Origin of the sequence: Allocatelliglobosispora scoriae (assembly GCF_014204945.1) — a bacterium.
Lineage (GTDB): Bacteria > Actinomycetota > Actinomycetes > Mycobacteriales > Micromonosporaceae > Allocatelliglobosispora > Allocatelliglobosispora scoriae.
The window spans coordinates 1142629-1158586 of sequence record NZ_JACHMN010000002.1 but is presented as its reverse complement, the minus strand read 5'-3'; the positions used below and the strand labels follow the sequence as shown (position 1 = coordinate 1158586).

The following is a 15958-nucleotide window of genomic DNA, read 5'->3' as shown; positions in this document are numbered from 1 at the left end:
GCCGGAGTTTCCTAGGAGCATGCCGAGCGCGCGTTCTGCATCGAACTGCGTGTGAAGTGGATGACCGGTTCGGCTGCGGTGCCGACCTACATTGACCTAGAGCTATGGTAGTGGCTCTGTCCACGAGCCAGGCTAGATATTTTGTCGGATAGTGAATGCCGGGACGTCCATGGACTCACCACCCGTATTCGTGCTCGCAACCGGTATTTCCTACCATCTTGATATGCGATAAGGTCGGTACAGGACTTCCGCCACCCCGAGCGGTCCCACCTGGAGAAGATCGTGCCGCAGCCGCAGTTCCACTGGTTCCTGCCCACCTCCGGCGACGGCGATCAGGTCGGCTCGGCCACGGTCGCCGCCGGTGCCGCCCGGCACAGCCGCACCGCCTCCATCGACTACCTCACGCAGGTGGGCCGGGCCGCCGAGCAGTCCGGCTTCACCGCCGCGCTGACGCCGGTGGGATCGGCCTGCCCGGACCCGTGGATCGTATGCGCCGCCGTCGCGCAGCACACCGAGCGGCTGAAGCTGCTCGTGGCGTTCCGGACCGGGTTCGCCCTCCCGACGCTCCTCGCGCAGCAGGCCGAGGCGTTCCAGGAGATCTCCGGCGGGCGGCTCGCCCTCAACGCCGTCACCGGCGGCGATGCCGCCGAGCAGCGCGCCTACGGCGACTTCCTCAGCCACGGCGAGCGCTACGCCCGCACCGCCGAGTGCCTGGAGGTGCTGCGGCGCTCCTGGGCGGGCGGACCCTTCGACTACCGGGGCGAGCACTACGCGGTCGAGGGCGGCGGGCTGGCCCAGCCGCTGGACCCGGCGCCGCCGGTCTACTTCGGCGGCGCGTCACCCGCCGCCGAGCAGGTCGCGGCACGTCTGTCCGACACCTACCTGATGTGGGGCGAGCCGCCCGCCGCGATCGGTGAGCGGATCACCCGGATGCGGGCGCTCGCCGCCGGGCACGGCCGGATCCTGCGCTACGGACTGCGGCTGCACGTGATCGCCCGCGAGACCGCCGCCGAGGCCTGGGCGGAGGCCGACCGGCTGCTCGCCGGGATGGACCCCGAGCGCATCCGCGCGGCGCAGCAGCGGTTCGCCCGGATGGAGTCGGTCGGGCAGGCCCGGATGGCCGCCCTGCACGGCGGCTCCGCCGACGGGCTGGAGATCGCGCCCAACCTGTGGGCGGGCGTCGGCCTGGTCCGGGAGGGCGCCGGGACGGCCTTGGTCGGCAGCTACGCCGAGGTCGCCGAACGCCTCAGCGAATATGCCGACCTCGGCATGGACGAGTTCATCCTCTCGGCCTGGCCGCACCTGGAGGAGGCCCGCCGGGTCGGCGAGCACGTCCTGCCGCTGGTGCGCTCTCGCGGCTGATTGCCGGGCGCGGGACCTGCCGCCGGGCTACATTCGTTCGGTGGCCAGTCCGTTCGACGACGCCGGGAGCTTGCGGGAGGCGTACGAGGCTGTCGACTGGGCCGCCACCCCGCTGGGTCCGGTGGAGTCGTGGAGCCCCGCGCTGCTCTCGGCGGTCGGCCTCACGCTGAACACCCGCTTCGCGGCCACGCTGCTGTGGGGGCCGGAGTTCATCCTCGTCTACAACGAGGCCTACGTGCCGTTGATCGCGGGCAAGCACCCGGCCGCCCTCGGCGCCCCGGCCGAGTTGGTCTTCCCCGAGATCTGGGCCACGATCGACCCGATGCTGCGGTCGGTCCGCGCGGGCGAGGGCGCGACCTGGGTGCAGGACCTGCGGCTCGACCTCGACCGGCGCGGATTCCTGGAGGAGTGCTACTTCACCTTCTCCTACTCCGCGGTGACCGGCGCGGACGGCCGCATCGAGGGCGTCATCGACATCGCCGCCGAGACGACGGCGCAGCTGCAGGCCCGGCGGCGCCTGGAGCTGCTCAGCCGGCTCACCTACCTGCTCGCCGACCTCGACGACGTCTCCGAGCTGCTCGACCGGGCGCTGCCACTGCTGCGCGCCGACGAGGCCGACCTGCCCGGGGTCGCCATCGAGCTGCCGGAACAGCTGCCGCCGCGGCTCGCCGACACCGACCTCTTCCTCGACGACACCGGCGGCACCACGGTCGCCCATCTGAGGCTGACCGCGGTGCCCTCCGCGCCGCAGCACGCGGTGCTGGTGACCGGGCTCAGCCCGCACCTGCCCCACGACGAGGAGTACCTGCGCTTCCTGCGGCTGACCGCCGCGGTCCTGGCCCAGGCTCTCGACCGCGTCCATGCCCGCCAGTCCGAGCGGCGCGTGGCGGCGATGCAGCGGCAGATGTCCGAGGCGCTGCAGCGCAGCCTGCTCACCCTGCCGGTACGCGCCGAGCACCTGGAGATCGCGGTGCGCTACCAGCCCGCAGCCGAGCAGGTCTTCGTCGGCGGCGACTGGTACGACTCCTTCGCCCTCGCCGACGACCGCGTCGTGGTCGTCATCGGCGACGTGACCGGCCACGATCAGCGTGCCGCCGCCGAGATGGCCCAGCTGCGCAACCTGCTGCGCGGAATCGCCTTCACCAGCCGGGAATCGCCCGCGCTGGTGCTCGGTGCGGTGGACGCCGCGATGAACGGGCTGGAGATCGGCGCGCTCGCCACCGCGGTGCTCGCCGAGTTCGTCCCGGGTACGCCGACCGGCGGCCACACCATGCGCTGGTCGAACGCGGGGCACCTGCCGCCGATCCTGCTCGCCCCCGACGGCACCTGCACCGTGCTCGACACCGTGCCGGAGGCGCTGCTGGGTCTCGCCGCCGACACCGTGCGCTCCGACCACAGCGTGCGGATCGAGCCGGGCAGCACCGTCGTCCTCTACACCGACGGGCTGGTCGAGCGGCGCGGTGACCTGCTCACCGCCAGCGTACGCAAGCTCGCCGGCTCCCTCGCGGGTCGGCAGGGGCTCTCACCCGAGCGGCTCTGCGACGAGCTTCTCCGCGAGACCGGCACCGACGTCGAGAGCGACGACGACATCGTGCTCACCGTCGTGCGGACAGCCGGCCGCTGAGACGGCGATCGGCGGTGCGGCACCCGTGGAGGGAGCGCCGCACCGCCGAGTCAAGCGGGCCTACTGGGCGTAGACCTCGAATTCGTTGACCCGCACGAAGCCCTGCTGGATGTTGGGGCCGAGGCGGCCGAGGATCCGCACCAGGCGTGAGGTCTGCGAGGTGTTGAGGACGATGGTCCGGCTCGTCGCGGTGTTGCCGGTGACGGGGTTGACGTTGCCGGGCGGGGTCACCCAGGTGATGCCGTTCCAGATCTGGATGTCGAAGTTCTGGATCTCATATCCGGCGGTGGTGAAGACGACGATCCGGCGGAAGGTCTTGTTGACCCCGAAGTCGAGCTGCACCCACTGCGGCGGGTAGTTGACGCCGCCGGCGTTGTTGGCCCAGCTCGAACCTCCGCCGAGGGCCGTGCTGCGGTCGCCGTCGTTGACCCTGGCCGGGGAGTAGCCGGGGAAGGTCGACGAGGCTGAGGTGATGGCGCTGCGGGCGAAGTTGTCGTTGCCCGTGCCGCCGTCACCGCCGGAGCTGCAGTGGTACCAGTAGACGGTGCCGGTGCCGTACTCGATGTTGGTGGACTCGGAGAACATGACGACGCCGGAGCCCATGTCGTCGTTCTTCTTCTCGAAGTGCGCCTTGATGTCGAAGGTGATCGGCAGCCCGAGGAGCTGGGTGATGAGCGCGCCGAGGCCGAGCGAGAGGTCGATCGTGGGTCCGTTGTCGATCTCCAGCCACTTCACCGCGAAGTAGTCGCCCCAGACCGCGCGGTCCCAGGTGGTGATGAAGAGGTCCTGCCAGACCCAGTTCTTCACGTTCTTCCGCTTGATCTTGCCGAAGTAGGCGTTCTTCAGCTCGTAGCCGTCCTTGGCGACAATGATCATGCGCGGCTCCAGCTTGCCCGCGGTCCAGTGCTCCACCGAGCTGGGGTTGGGGATCGTGAAGCGCTGGAGGTACTCCAGGCCCCGGTTGTTGCGCAGGCCGGTCGGGTTGCAGGTGACGTTGGTGCCCGAGCGGCCCGCGATCGTCGCCTCCGTGCCGGTCGCCTTCGGTCCCGTGACGACCGGAGCCGGGGTGATCGACTTCTTCTTCATCCGCTCGGCGCGGCCGGCCGGCGTGTTCGCCGTCAGCGTGGACGAGCCCGCGGCGATCTGCTCGTTGAGGGAGAGCACCCAGACCTCGTTGGTCTCGGCGTAGACCTCGTCGACCGGGGTGGGACGCTGCACGACCTGCCCGTTGCTGAGGACATAGGCGGGTAGCGACGTGTGCCCGAGGTCGGACTCGAAGACCGTCAGCGTGATCTCGCCGGAGGTGATGACCCCGTCCTCGTAGTTCGGGATGAACAGCTGCGGTACGTAGGTCTCGCCGTTGACGTTGCCGAGCGCCGCGACGCCGTCCTTGAACGCCACCCACGTCGGGTCGTAGGGATCGACGATGTAGGACGCCTCCGCCTCCCAGATCAGGTCGGTCAGGAGCACGTTGTCGTCGCCGTCGAAGAGGCGGCCGACGGCGTTGCGGACGAGGTACTGGAAGTTGCCGTCCGCCACCTGCAGCAGCGGGCTGACCAGCTCACCGAGGCGGGACTTGAGGATCAGGTCGTTCTGGTCGCCGGCCGGCAGCGCCGGGGGCAGGGTGCCGGCCGAGTTCCAGGCGTTCGCGGGCTGGTCGCTGATCGTCACCCAGAACCGGCTGCCCGGGATCAGGTCGCCGGCGGCCCAGAACGACCAGCCGCCCTGGTACTCGAAGGACGGGCCGTAGCGGCCGTCGTGGAACTCGGCGAGTTCCCAACCCGCGCCGAAGGTACGCGAGCACAGCTCGTCAGCGGCCTGCGGTGAGGCGAGGGCGTCCCCGCGTACCGGACCGGTCGCCTTGACCTGGCCCCGCGACCAGCCGATGTAGGAGTCGAAGGTGATGCCGCCGGGCGGCGACTGGTAGTCCACGCGCAGGCACAGCGCGGGCTGGTACTGGTCGACGGCGGTGTCGCCGGTGTAGGCGTTGGTCGTGCCGTCCGATCCGACGTGGACGTAGCCACCCTGCCGCTCGCTCGCGGTCCAGGTCATCTGCTTGCGCAGCCCCGCCACGGCCGGCCGCGCGGACTGCGCGGAGTGTGCCTGGGCGGGGATGGTGGGTGCGGCCAGCGCGAGGATCGCGGCCAGCGCCACTGCGGGTCTCCACAGCGAAGATCTCATTGCACTTCTCCCTATGCTTCGCGAGAACTACTTCTGCGGGCGGGCTTCGCAGTTACCGCAGTGGATGGATCCTGACGCATGCGGCGACGTCGAACATCGAATCCTGAACGGGGCTGAACATTGTTGAACATCACTGCGCCGGGGGCTGCTCGGCCGCCATTCCGATCTCCCTCACGGCACCCAGCGGGTTTCTGCGTGAGTTCAGCGCCCTTGCCGCGGCCGCCACCACCATGGCGGCATGAAGAGAAACTGGCGCAAAGCCATCAGCACGATGATCGTCGGGGCGGCTCTGCTGACCGGCGCAGTCCTGACCGCGGCGGCCCCGGCAAACGCGGCCACACCGACGGTCTTCGATCTCAACGGGATCTTCTCCGACGGCGGATCGGCCCGACCTGCGATCACGAACGTCAACGACATCCTGACCGTCAACATGTCCTCGCAGCACCGACCGACCGCGACCGGCGTCGTACTGGCGACCGACCGGATCATCGTGTCCTTTCCGGACGACACGACCTACACCGCGATCCTGCAGGCACCCGGGACCATCCGGTGGTCCAACGGCTCGGTCTGGACCAAGACCAAACCGGTCCCGAATCTGATCGGCATGAGCCCCGGTCAGGCCAACACGGCCATCAACGCGGCCGGCTTCACCATCGGTCTGATCGGTACGTTCCCCGACCCGAGCTGCCAGTTCCTGAGGGTGGTGGGACGCCAGAACCCCGGACCAGGCGCTCCTGCCATCCCGGGCAGCCCCGTGGGCTACTCGACCGGTGTGCGGGTCGGCAACTGCCAGGTTCCGTAACCGTCGAGAGGGATGCGAGTCCGGCGCCGATGGCGCCGGACTCGCAGCTGCGCTTTACGAGATAGACTCCGACAAATGCTGGTGAGGCTGCTCGGCCCGCTGGACGTCTTCGCCGAAGGCGTGTCGCGGCCGGTAACGGGGGCTCGGCGGCGGGCGTTGCTCGCGGTGCTGGCATTGCGCGCGGGGCACGTGGTCAGTGTCGAACGCCTGGCCGAGATCGTGTGGGGCGGTGCCGTCACCGCGAACACGTTGCAGCGGCACATCTCCCACCTGCGCGGTGTGCTGCCCGATCCATCCGCCGTCGTCGCGCACCCTCCCGGCTATGTGCTGACCGCAGACACCGACGCGGCCGAGGCGGAGCGACTGATCGAGCAGGCGAACCGGACCGGCGACCCGTTCGCCACCGCCGCGATGCTGCGAGCGGCTCTGCAGCTGTGGCGGGACCGGGCGCTGGTCGATGTCGACGGATCAACCTGGTTGGAGGCCGAATCGGACCGGCTGGAAGAGCTGCGCGGCACCGCCTCACGCGCCCTGCTTCAGGCCCGGATCGATCTGGGCGAACATGCCGAGGTCCTGCCGGACCTGCAGGCGCTGGCGGTCGAGCGGCCGTTCGACGAGGTGTTGCAGCATCAGCTGATGCTGGCGCTCTACCGGTCCGGACGGCAGAGCGAGGCGCTCGCGGCCTACCGGCAGGTTCGAGCGAACTTGACCGATCAGCTCGGCATCGACCCGGGGCAGCCGCTGCGAGAGCTGGAGTCGCAGATCCTGCGCCAGGACAGGGCACTGAACTGGTCCGATTCCCCCTCTCAGCGCATCGTCCCGGCCCAACTCCCGCCCGCCGTACCCGGTTTCGTCGGCCGGGCGTCGACACTTGATCGGCTCGATCATCTGCTCCTCGGCGAGCAGGCGGTCGTGATCCTCTCCGGCACACCCGGTGTCGGGAAGACCGCCCTCGCGGTGCACTGGGCACATCGCGCAGCCGACCGGTTCCCTGACGGGCAGGTCTACGCCGACCTGCGGGGCTTCGATCCGAGCAGCCCGCCGGCGGACTCGACGGAGGTCCTGCACGGCCTGTTGGAGTCCTTCGGCGCCCAGGTACCGGCCGACCCCGCGATGCGGGAGTCTCGCTGGCGGAGCCTGCTCGCCGGCCGCCGGGTCCTGCTGGTGCTCGACAACGCGCATGACGCCGCTCAGGTGAGGCCGCTCCTGCCCGGTACGCCCGGCTGCGCGGTGCTGGTCACCGGCCGGCTGAGCCTCACCGCCCTGGTCGCCACCCACAACGCCCGATCGGTCCCGGTGGAGTTGCTCCCGCCCGACGAAGCCCGGCAGCTTCTGATCGCCCGTCTCGGCGCCGATCGGGTTGCCGCCGAACCGGCCGCCGTGGACGCGATCATCGACCGCTGTGCTCGCCTGCCGCTCGCTCTCGCCGTGGTCGCCGCTCGCGCGGTGACACGCCCCGCCCGGCCGCTGTCCGGTCTCGCCGCGGAACTGGGCGACGACACCCGGATGCTGGACGTGCTCCACGCCGGTGATCCGACGACCGACGTGCGCGCCGTGTTCTCCTGGTCCTACCGGGCGTTGTCGGATCCGGCTGCTCGGCTCTACCGGCTGCTCGGCTGCCATCCCGGTCCCGACATCACCCGGATGGCGGCGGCCAGCCTCGCCGGCCTGCCCGCCGAATCCACCGGGGCATCGCTCACCGAGCTGTGCGACGCCTATCTGCTCCGCGAAGAACCCTCCGGCCGTTACGCGCAGCATGACCTCATGAGAGCCCACGCGGCGGAGCTGGCTGCAGCCGCACCCGAGCCCGCTGCCGTGCACCGCCTGCTCGACCACTATCTGCGAACCGCCGCTGCAGCCGCCCAGGCCCTCATCACGCACCGCGACCCGGGTGGCCTCCCTCCGCCTGCGCCCGCCGTCCGTCCCGAACCCATCGCCGACCACGACTCGGCGCTGGCCTGGTTCACCGCCGAACGCCATGTCCTGCTGGCGGTCCAGACGCTCGCCCACACCGAAGGCTTCGATACCCATGCCTGGCAGCTCGGCTGGGCGACGAGCACGTTCCTCAACTGGCGTGGCCATTGGACGGACCGGACACGCGTCTGGCGTACCGCCCTCGCGTCCGCCCTGCGTCTCGGCGACTCCCGCGCCGAGGCCATCTGCAACCGCGGCATCGCATGGTGCTTCATGCGGCTCGGTCGCTTGACCGACGCCGAGACGCACCTCCGCCGGGCCCGGGAGCTCTTCCACCACCGAGCCGACTCGATCGGCGAGGCGGACACCGTCATCGATCTGGGTCGGCTGTTCACCGACGCACACGACCTGCCTGCCGCCGCCGACTACGTCAGCCAGGCCCTGCGTCTCTACGAGATGTGCGGTCACACCGCGGGGCAGGCCTTCGCCTGGGGCAACACCGGCTGGATCCAGACCCTTCAGGGCGACCACACCAACGCCATCACCTCCTCCCGCCGTGCGATCGGCCTCTACCAGCGAGCCGGAAACCGGGAAGGTGTGGCAAGCTCATGGCACAGCATCGGTCACGCCCATCACTGTCTCGGCGAGTACCGCGAGGCCGTGCGGTCCTATCGGCGCGCTCGGGAGCTCTTCAACGCCCTGGGTGACCTGTTCAGCGAAGCCTCAGCGCTGTCCGAGCTGGGCGAGGCCCTGATCGCAGCCGGCGATCCCGATGCCGCAGCCGAAGCCCGACGCTCGGCGGCATTGCTCCTGGAAGGCCTGCGGACATAGCCGTAGGTGGTTCGTACCAGGCATCCGGGGCGAGGAATGGGAAGCTGAACATTGTTGAACATCACTGCTCTGGGGGTGGATAGTGGTCGGATGGGGCAGCCCGGATGATCGACGAGCGGTCCAGCGCGCTCATTCTCGATGTGCGCGGCGTGGAGACGGTCCTGGACCTGGCCAGGCTCCTGCGCCAGCTCCGGCGCAGGCAGGCCCACCTGCGGCGCGGTTCTGAGCTGACCTATCGCGAGCTGACCGCGCTCACCGGGTGGTCGATCGGCACCATCGCGGGCTACCTCAGCGGGCGTACGCTGCCGCCGGTCGACCGCTTCGACGTGCTGATCAGGGTGCTCGACGCGAGCCCGGTCGAGCAGGGCATCCTGGCGACACTGCGCGACAACGTGGCCGAGCGCCGCCGCCCGCCGCAGTCCTCGGCCGGACCGGGCTGGCCGATCCCGCGCCAGCTCCCGGCGGATGTCTTCCGCTTCACCGGCCGGGCGGCACACCTCGCCGAGCTCGACGCGCTGCTCCACTCGCCGGGCCCGTCGCCGACCGTCGTCGTCTCCGCCCTCTCCGGCACCGCCGGGGTGGGCAAGACCGCGCTCGCGGTGCACTGGGCGCAGCGGGTCTCGGCCCGCTTCCCGGACGGCCAGCTCTACGTCAACCTGCGCGGCTTCGACCCCAGCGGCCCGCCGATGAGCGTCACCGAGGCGGTCCGGGGCTTCCTCGACGCGTTCGGCGTGGACGCGCAGCGCATCCCGCTCAGCGTCGAGGCGCAGGTGGGGCTCTATCGCAGCCTGATCGCCGATCGCCGCGTGCTGGTGCTGCTCGACAACGCCCGCGACGCCGACCAGGTCCGCCCGCTGCTGCCCGGCTCACCGGGCTGCCTGACCCTGGTGACGAGCCGCAACCAGCTCGCCAGCCTCGTCGTGACCGAGGGTGCCCGCCCGATCATCCTGGACCTGCTGTCGCAGCGGGAGGCCCGGCAGCTCCTCGCGAACCGGCTCGGCGGTCCGCGCGTGCTCGCCGAGCCGGAGGCCGTCGACCAGCTCATCGAGCGCTGCGCCTGCCTGCCGCTGGCCCTGGCGATCATCGCGGCCCGGGCCAGCACCCGGCCGTCGCTCTCGCTCGCCGTGCTCGCCCAGGAGCTGCTCGACACCCAGGGGCGGCTCGACCCCTTCGCCGGTGACGACGCCGTCGTCGACGTCCGGGCCGTCTTCTCCCACTCCTATCAGGACCTCAGTGCGGCCGCTGCGACGATGTTCCGGCTGCTCGGCGGCTACCCCGGGCCCGACATCGCGGCGCCCGCCGCGGCGAGCCTCGCAGCGGTCCCGCTCCCCGCGGCCAGGGCGATGCTCGCCGAACTCGTCAGCGCCAACCTGCTGCACGAGCACGTGCCCGGCCGCTACACCTGCCACGACCTGCTGCGCGCCTATGCCGGGGAGCAGTCCCGGGCCGCCGACACCGAGGCCGACCGGCGTGCCGCGACCCGGCGCCTGCTCGACCACTACCTCCAGACCGCCAACGCCGCAGCCCTGATGATCTACGCGCAGCGCGACCCGATCATGCTCGTGCCGCCCGCCGACGGTGTCACCGCGGAGCTGGTGAGCGGGCAGGAGAACGCCCGGGCCTGGTTCGCCGCCGAGCACGCCACGATGCTCGCCGTCATCGACCAGGCGGCCGATCAGGGCTTCGCCGCCCATACCTGGCAGCTCGCCTGGGCGATCGGCGACGTCCTCGACTGGCGGGGCCAGTGGATCGACCTCGCGGCGGTGCAGGCGACCGCGCTGCGGGCCGCGCAGCAGGCCGGTGACATCGCCGGTGCGGCGCAGGCGCACCGGATCCTGGCCCGCGCCTATATCCGGCTCGGCCGCTGGGGCGACGCGGCGACGCTGCTCGCGGAGGCGGTCCTGCTCTTCGACCGGGTGGGCGACCCGGTCGGCCAGGCCAACAGCCACATCGCGCTGTCGCGGGTGCATGAGGAGCACGGCGACCACCGCAGCGCGCTGGAGCAGTCGCAGCAGGCCCTCGGCCTGTTCCGGGCCGCGGGGCACCAGGCCGGCCAGGCGCGGTCCCTCAACGCCGTCGGGTGGTACCACGCGCTGCTCGCGGAGTATGAGGCAGCCGTCGACTGCTGCGAGCAGGCCCTCGCGCTGCACCGTGCGATGGGCAGCAGGCTCGGTCAGGCGCCGGCCTGGGACAGTCTCGGGTACGCCCACCAGCACCTCGGCCACCACCAGGAGGCGATCGCCTGCTATCAGTCATCGATCGAGCTCTACCGCGAGGTCGGCGACCGCTTCCACGAGGGCGACACCCTGGTGCACCTCGGCGACAACTACCAGCAGTCCGGGGCTGCCGACCTGGCCCAGCTCTCCTGGCGGCAGGCGTTGGAGATCTTCACGGCGCTGAACCACCCGGCTGCGGAAGATCTCCGCCGCAAGCTGGGCTAGCCGGACTTGGCCGGGCGCAGGCCACGGGCGACCGCGGCGGGGTCGAGCCGCGCCTGCCCGACGTAGTAGATCACCATGTCGGTCCGCAGCTGCTCCTGCCAGGACGGGCTGATCAGCAGGCTCTCGCCGGTGTTGACCGCGAGCACCGTGGTGTCGTGGTGCTGCCCCAGGTGGGCCTGGCACTCGCCGAAGCTGATCCCGTCCAGCGACGCGGGCAGCTTCATCGAGTAGGTGTTGCCGCCGCCGTGCGTCATCAGGTCGGTGTAGACCTGCGCGATGCCCGGATCCTGCAGCTCCTCGGTGAGCAGGTGCGGCTGGTGCCACTGCACGCACCGCACGCCCGCGTTGACATAGCTCAGGTGTGCCGCGCGGTCCATGTCGCGCAGGGCGACCACGATGTGCGCGCCCGTGGTGAGGTGGTCGACGGTGACGAGCACGGCGAGAGCCTCGTTGTCGTCGCGGGCGTCGATGAGGACGCTGTGGGCGCGGTGCACCGAGGCACGGCGCAGCACGCCCTCGTCGGTGAGGTCGCCGCGGACGAAGTCGATGTCGCGCTCGGCCATCGGGTGCGACTCGACGGTGCTCCACGCGCCGAGGGCGATGGGGCGGGAGCCGTCGGCGAGCAGCTCGTCGACGATCCGCTCGGTCCGGCCGGGGGTGTAGCCGAGCACGACGACGTGGTCGGCGGTGGTGAGCTCGACGGTGCCGTGCATGCGTCGTCCCTTCACGTTCTCGAGGGCGATGGATATCCGGGTGAAGAGGGTGGCGAAGGTGGCGATGCCGCCGACGATCACGTAGGCGCCGACCACATGCCCACCGGGGGAGACGGGGAAGAAGTCGCCGTAGCCGACGGTGGTCGCGGTGATCACGAACCACCACCAGTAGTTGGCGGGTTCGAGGATCTTCGAGCCGACGGGCTCGGCGAGCGCCATCAGCGGCCAGCTCGTCGCGAAGACGAAGACGATCACGGTCGCGGGCAGCGCCCACGTGGACTTTCGGCGTACGCCGCGCACGAGCCGGTACAGCAGCGAGAACACGTGTCCGCCCCCTCCCCAGGGAATCACCCGACGCGCGATCATGACATGCCGGGACGGGGAAGGCGAATCAGGTTCGCGACAGGTCTTACATTCCTCGTACACGCTCGTCGGGCGACGCGAACAATGCGTACCTAGGCTCGCCGCATGGCCGAACGCGAGAAGGTTGCCCATCTACTGCGCCGGGCCACGCTGGGGCCGACCGCCGAGCAGGTGGACCAGGCCGAGCGGGCCGGGTACGCCGCGACGGTCGAAACCCTGCTGCGCCCGCCGACCGCGGACCGGGGCGCTGCCGCGACTCCGATGCCGACCTTCGCCACCGACCCCTACCAGGGGCTCGGCAAGGGCGCCTCCCGCGAGGAGAAGCAGAAGGCGAAGCAGGCCCGCCGGGCGCAGGTGCAGCAGCTCACCCAGTGGTGGGTCGACCGCATGATCGCGGCCGAGCACCAGCTCACCGAGAAGCTCGTCTTCTTCTGGCACGGGCACTGGGCCACCAGCGTGCAGAAGGTAGACGTCGCCCAGCTCATGGCGGCCCAGCAGGAGGTCTTCCGCCGGGACGGGCGCGGCGACTTCGGCGTCATGGTGAAGGCGATGCTGCGCGACGCGGCCCTCATCCACTGGCTCGACGGGCAGCGCAACACCCGTAAGGCTCCCAACGAGAACCTCGCCCGCGAGCTGATGGAGCTGTTCACCCTGGGCATCGGCGCCTACACGGAGGCCGACGTGAAGGGTGCCGCCCGGGCGCTGACGGGGTGGACGATCGACCGGACCACCGGCAGGGCCGCCTTCGTGCCGGGGCGCTTCGACGACGGCGAGAAGACGGTTCTCGGGCAGACCGGGCACTTCGGCGCCGACGAGCTCGCCGGGATCATCCTGGCGCAGCCGGCGGCGGCCCACTTCGTACCCGCCAGGTTGTGGTTTCGGTTCGCCTCCGGCGAGCCGATGCCGGCCGGCGCGGCCGAGCGGCTCGGGAGGGCCTTCGCGGAGCGTGACGTGACCGCGCTGGTCCGGGCCCTGCTGCTCGACGAGGAGTTCGCCGCGACCGGCGGTCAGCTCGTCAAGCAGCCGGTGGAGTGGCTCGTCGGCGCGGCGCGGCAGCTCGGCATCGACGCGCGGTCGGCGGGGGAGAAGCGCAAGCAGCTCTACCAGGGCCTCAATCGCCTGGATCAGGTGCCCTTCCGGCCGCCGAGCGTCGGCGGGTGGCCGTCGGGGACGGCGTGGCTCACGACCTTCTCCACCCAGACCCGCCTGCAGCTCAGCCAGGCCCTCGCGGCCGGCGCGAGCGCGGCGGCCGTCGACCGGCTTCAGGCCGCACCCGCGTCGGGGCGGCCGGACGCGCTGGCCCGGCTGCTGGTGGTGGACGCGTGGACCGATCGGACCAGGGCGATCCTCGCCGACAACGCCAAGGACGTCCGCAAATTGATCATGCTCGGACTGGTCAGCCCCGAGTACGCGGTCCAGTGAAGACGACGAGGAGTGGTTGCAGATGGACCAGTTGACACGGCGTAGGTTCCTGATCGCCAGCGGTGTCGTCGGCGGCGCGGCACTCGCCGCCGGTGCCACGGCGCTGACCCTGAACGAGATCCTGGCGACCTCCGGTGACCGCCCGACCGGGGCGAAGACCCTCGTCGTCATCACCCTCTACGGCGGCAACGACGGCCTCAACACCGTCATCCCGTACGCCGATCCCGCTTACGGCTCCGCCCGCGCCGAACTCGCCTACGACGCCGCGGACGTGCTGAAACTCGACGACACCACCGGCCTCAACCCGGGGATGAAGGGGCTGCGCGACCTCTTCGGCCGGCAGAAGCTCGCCATCGTGCGCGGCGTCGGCTACCCCAAGCCCAACCGCAGCCACTTCCGGTCGATGGACATCTGGCAGACCGCCAACCCGGACCGTCCCACCACGACCGGCTGGCTGGGCCGCTGGCTCGACACGGCCGGGGGCGACCCGCGCCTCGCCGTCTCCTTCGAGAAGGTGCTGCCGCCCCTGCTCGCCGGGGAGAAGTCGGCCGGTGCCGTCGTCGGGGTCGCCGACGCGAAGCTGCCCAAGGGGATGAACGCGAAGCTTCTCGGCGACTTCGGCACGCCGGTCGCGGGCGAGAAGCCGCTGCAGGCCCGCGCCGCCGAGTGCTTCGCCGACCTGGTCCGCGTCCAGGAGCTCGTCGCCGAGGTGAAGGAGGCCGCCGCCGACGAGGACGACACCGGCGAGGCCGATGCGCCCAAGGCGACCGGCACCGGCGGGCTCGCCGGGCTCCAGGCACAGCTCGACCTCGTCGCCCAGTGCCTCGAAGCCAACGTCGCGACCAGGGCCTTCTCCGTCTCGCTCGGCGGCTTCGACACCCACGCCGACGAGCGGCAGCTCCAGCAGACGCTGCTCGGTTACCTCGACCGGGGTGTCACGGCGTTCCTGCAGCGAATCTCGTCCACGCCCGCGGGCAAGGACGTGGTGGTGCTGATCTACTCCGAGTTCGGCCGGCGGGTGAAGGCGAACGCCTCCGACGGCACCGACCACGGCACCGCCTCCAACGTGCTGATCCTCGGTGACTCGATCAAGGGCGGGATCTACGGCGAGCAGCCGAGCCTCACCGACCTCGACGACGGCGACCTGAAGTTCAGCACCGACTTCCGCGATGTCTACGCCAGTGCCCTGGCCAGGGTCCTCGGCGCGGATCCCGGACAGAGCCTCGGCGGATGGAAGGGCACCCTGCCCTGGTGGGTTTGAGCGCGCTTCAGGCCTGCTTGGCCCGGGCGCGGCGTTTGCCCTCGTGCATCGCCTGCACCCGGGCGACCGGGATCGTGTGGCCCTCCGCGATCAGGTCGGCCGGCACCTCCTGCGGCTCGGGCATCGCCGCGAGCCACGGGTCGGCCCCGGCGAGCAGCCCCGGTGCCGTGTGCAGGGTGAAGTCTCGCGGCGAGACGCTGTCGAGGTCGTCCCAGGAGACCGGGAACGAGACGGTCGCGCCCGGCCGCAGCCGCGGGCTGTAGGCGGCCACGATCGTCGCACCGCCCGCCCGGGTCGAGTCGAGGAAGACCTTCCCGTGCCGGTCCTCGCGGATGAAGGCGGTGGTCGCGAGGACCGGATCGATCCGCTCGGCGCGCGCGGCGAGAGCCCGCGTCGCCGCCGCCAGGTCCTCGATGGAGATCTTGGCGACCGGCACGAAGATGTGGACGCCCTTGGCGCCGCTGGTCTTGACCGCCCCGCTCAGCCCGGCGTCGGTGAGAGCCTGCCGGATGAGGTGGGCAGCCGCCACCGCCAGGTGGAAGGCCTCGCCGTCCTCGGGCGGGTCGAGATCGAGGATCATGTGGGTCTGGTGCTCGCGGTCCGAGGCCGTCGTCAGCGTCGGGTGGTATTCGACCGCCCGCTGGTTGGCGAACCACAGCAGGGTGCGGCGGTCGTCGCAGAGGGCGTAGGAGACCTGCCGCTTGGAGGTCTCGGCCCACACCTGCACCGTCCTGACGAAGTCCGGGGTGTATTTCGGCACGTTCTTCTGCATGAACGCGTCCTGGCCGGGGCGCACCCGCATCACCGAGAGCGGCCGGTCCGCCAGCGCCGGGATGATCCGGTCGTGCACGGCGTCGAGATAGTCCACGAGGTCGCGCTTGGTCGCCTCGGCCCCGTCGAAGAGCGGCTGATCCAGGTTGGTCAGCTCCACGCCGTCACGAGTCTCACCAGTGCCCATACGACCACCTTATGGGCACGGTCCGACATCCGCCGGGCTCCTCCGTACGCGACCGCGACGCCGCCCTTACCGGATCCGAACAATCG

At 70.9% G+C, this 15958-nt stretch carries 10 protein-coding genes; 7 read left to right on the top strand and 3 right to left on the bottom strand.

Features of this window, described 5'->3' with window-relative positions:
- The first annotated feature begins 282 nt into the window (after nt 1–282).
- Both F4553_RS10900 and F4553_RS42355 read left to right on the top strand, forming a co-directional pair.
- The gene (locus F4553_RS10900) at nt 283–1362 is read left to right on the top strand and encodes an LLM class flavin-dependent oxidoreductase (RefSeq protein WP_312875156.1); all 1080 of its coding nucleotides are present in this window, start codon (nt 283–285) and stop codon (nt 1360–1362) included.
- Nucleotides 1363–1402: 40 nt separating this feature from the next.
- On the top strand, nt 1403–2986 hold the full coding sequence (locus tag F4553_RS42355; protein WP_184835069.1) for a PP2C family protein-serine/threonine phosphatase: 1584 nt from the start codon (nt 1403–1405) through the stop codon (nt 2984–2986).
- Between the two features lie 60 nt (nt 2987–3046).
- Here F4553_RS42355 and F4553_RS10890 read toward each other — a convergent pair whose 3' ends face one another.
- Entirely contained in the window at nt 3047–5167 is a 2121-nt protein-coding gene (locus F4553_RS10890) for a discoidin domain-containing protein (protein WP_184835067.1), read from the bottom strand.
- A 238-nt stretch (nt 5168–5405) separates the two neighbouring features.
- Here F4553_RS10890 and F4553_RS10885 point away from each other — a divergent pair, with 238 nt between their 5' ends.
- The 3 genes from F4553_RS10885 to F4553_RS10875 all read left to right on the top strand — a co-directional run bounded on the left by F4553_RS10885 (nt 5406) and on the right by F4553_RS10875 (nt 11155).
- Nucleotides 5406–5969 carry a PASTA domain-containing protein gene (locus F4553_RS10885; protein ID WP_184835065.1) on the top strand — a complete coding sequence of 188 codons (564 nt, stop codon included), beginning with the start codon at nt 5406–5408 and terminating at the stop codon, nt 5967–5969.
- Nucleotides 5970–6044: 75 nt separating this feature from the next.
- The gene (locus F4553_RS10880) at nt 6045–8714 is read left to right on the top strand and encodes an AfsR/SARP family transcriptional regulator (protein ID WP_184835063.1); all 2670 of its coding nucleotides are present in this window, start codon (nt 6045–6047) and stop codon (nt 8712–8714) included.
- Nucleotides 8715–8818: 104 nt separating this feature from the next.
- On the top strand, nt 8819–11155 hold the full coding sequence (locus F4553_RS10875; protein WP_184835061.1) for a helix-turn-helix domain-containing protein: 2337 nt from the start codon (nt 8819–8821) through the stop codon (nt 11153–11155).
- Here the strand turns inward: F4553_RS10875 and F4553_RS10870 are convergent.
- On the bottom strand, nt 11152–12192 hold the full coding sequence (locus tag F4553_RS10870; RefSeq protein ID WP_221469851.1) for an ion channel: 1041 nt from the start codon (nt 12190–12192) through the stop codon (nt 11152–11154). The genes F4553_RS10875 and F4553_RS10870 overlap by 4 nt on opposite strands.
- Nucleotides 12193–12336: 144 nt before the next feature.
- On the opposite strand from F4553_RS10870, the gene F4553_RS10865 reads away from it, so the two are divergent.
- Entirely contained in the window at nt 12337–13653 is a 1317-nt protein-coding gene (locus F4553_RS10865; protein ID WP_184835057.1) for a DUF1800 domain-containing protein, read from the top strand.
- Nucleotides 13654–13675: 22 nt separating this feature from the next.
- Nucleotides 13676–14914: a DUF1501 domain-containing protein gene (locus F4553_RS10860; protein WP_184835055.1), complete on the top strand. Its 1239-nt coding sequence runs from the start codon at nt 13676–13678 to the stop codon at nt 14912–14914.
- A 7-nt stretch (nt 14915–14921) separates the two neighbouring features.
- On the opposite strand, the gene F4553_RS10855 is transcribed toward F4553_RS10860, so the two are convergent.
- Nucleotides 14922–15872 (bottom strand): DNA polymerase domain-containing protein, encoded by a 951-nt coding sequence (locus F4553_RS10855; RefSeq protein ID WP_184835053.1) that lies wholly within the window; start codon nt 15870–15872, stop codon nt 14922–14924.
- Nucleotides 15873–15958: the final 86 nt, after the last annotated feature.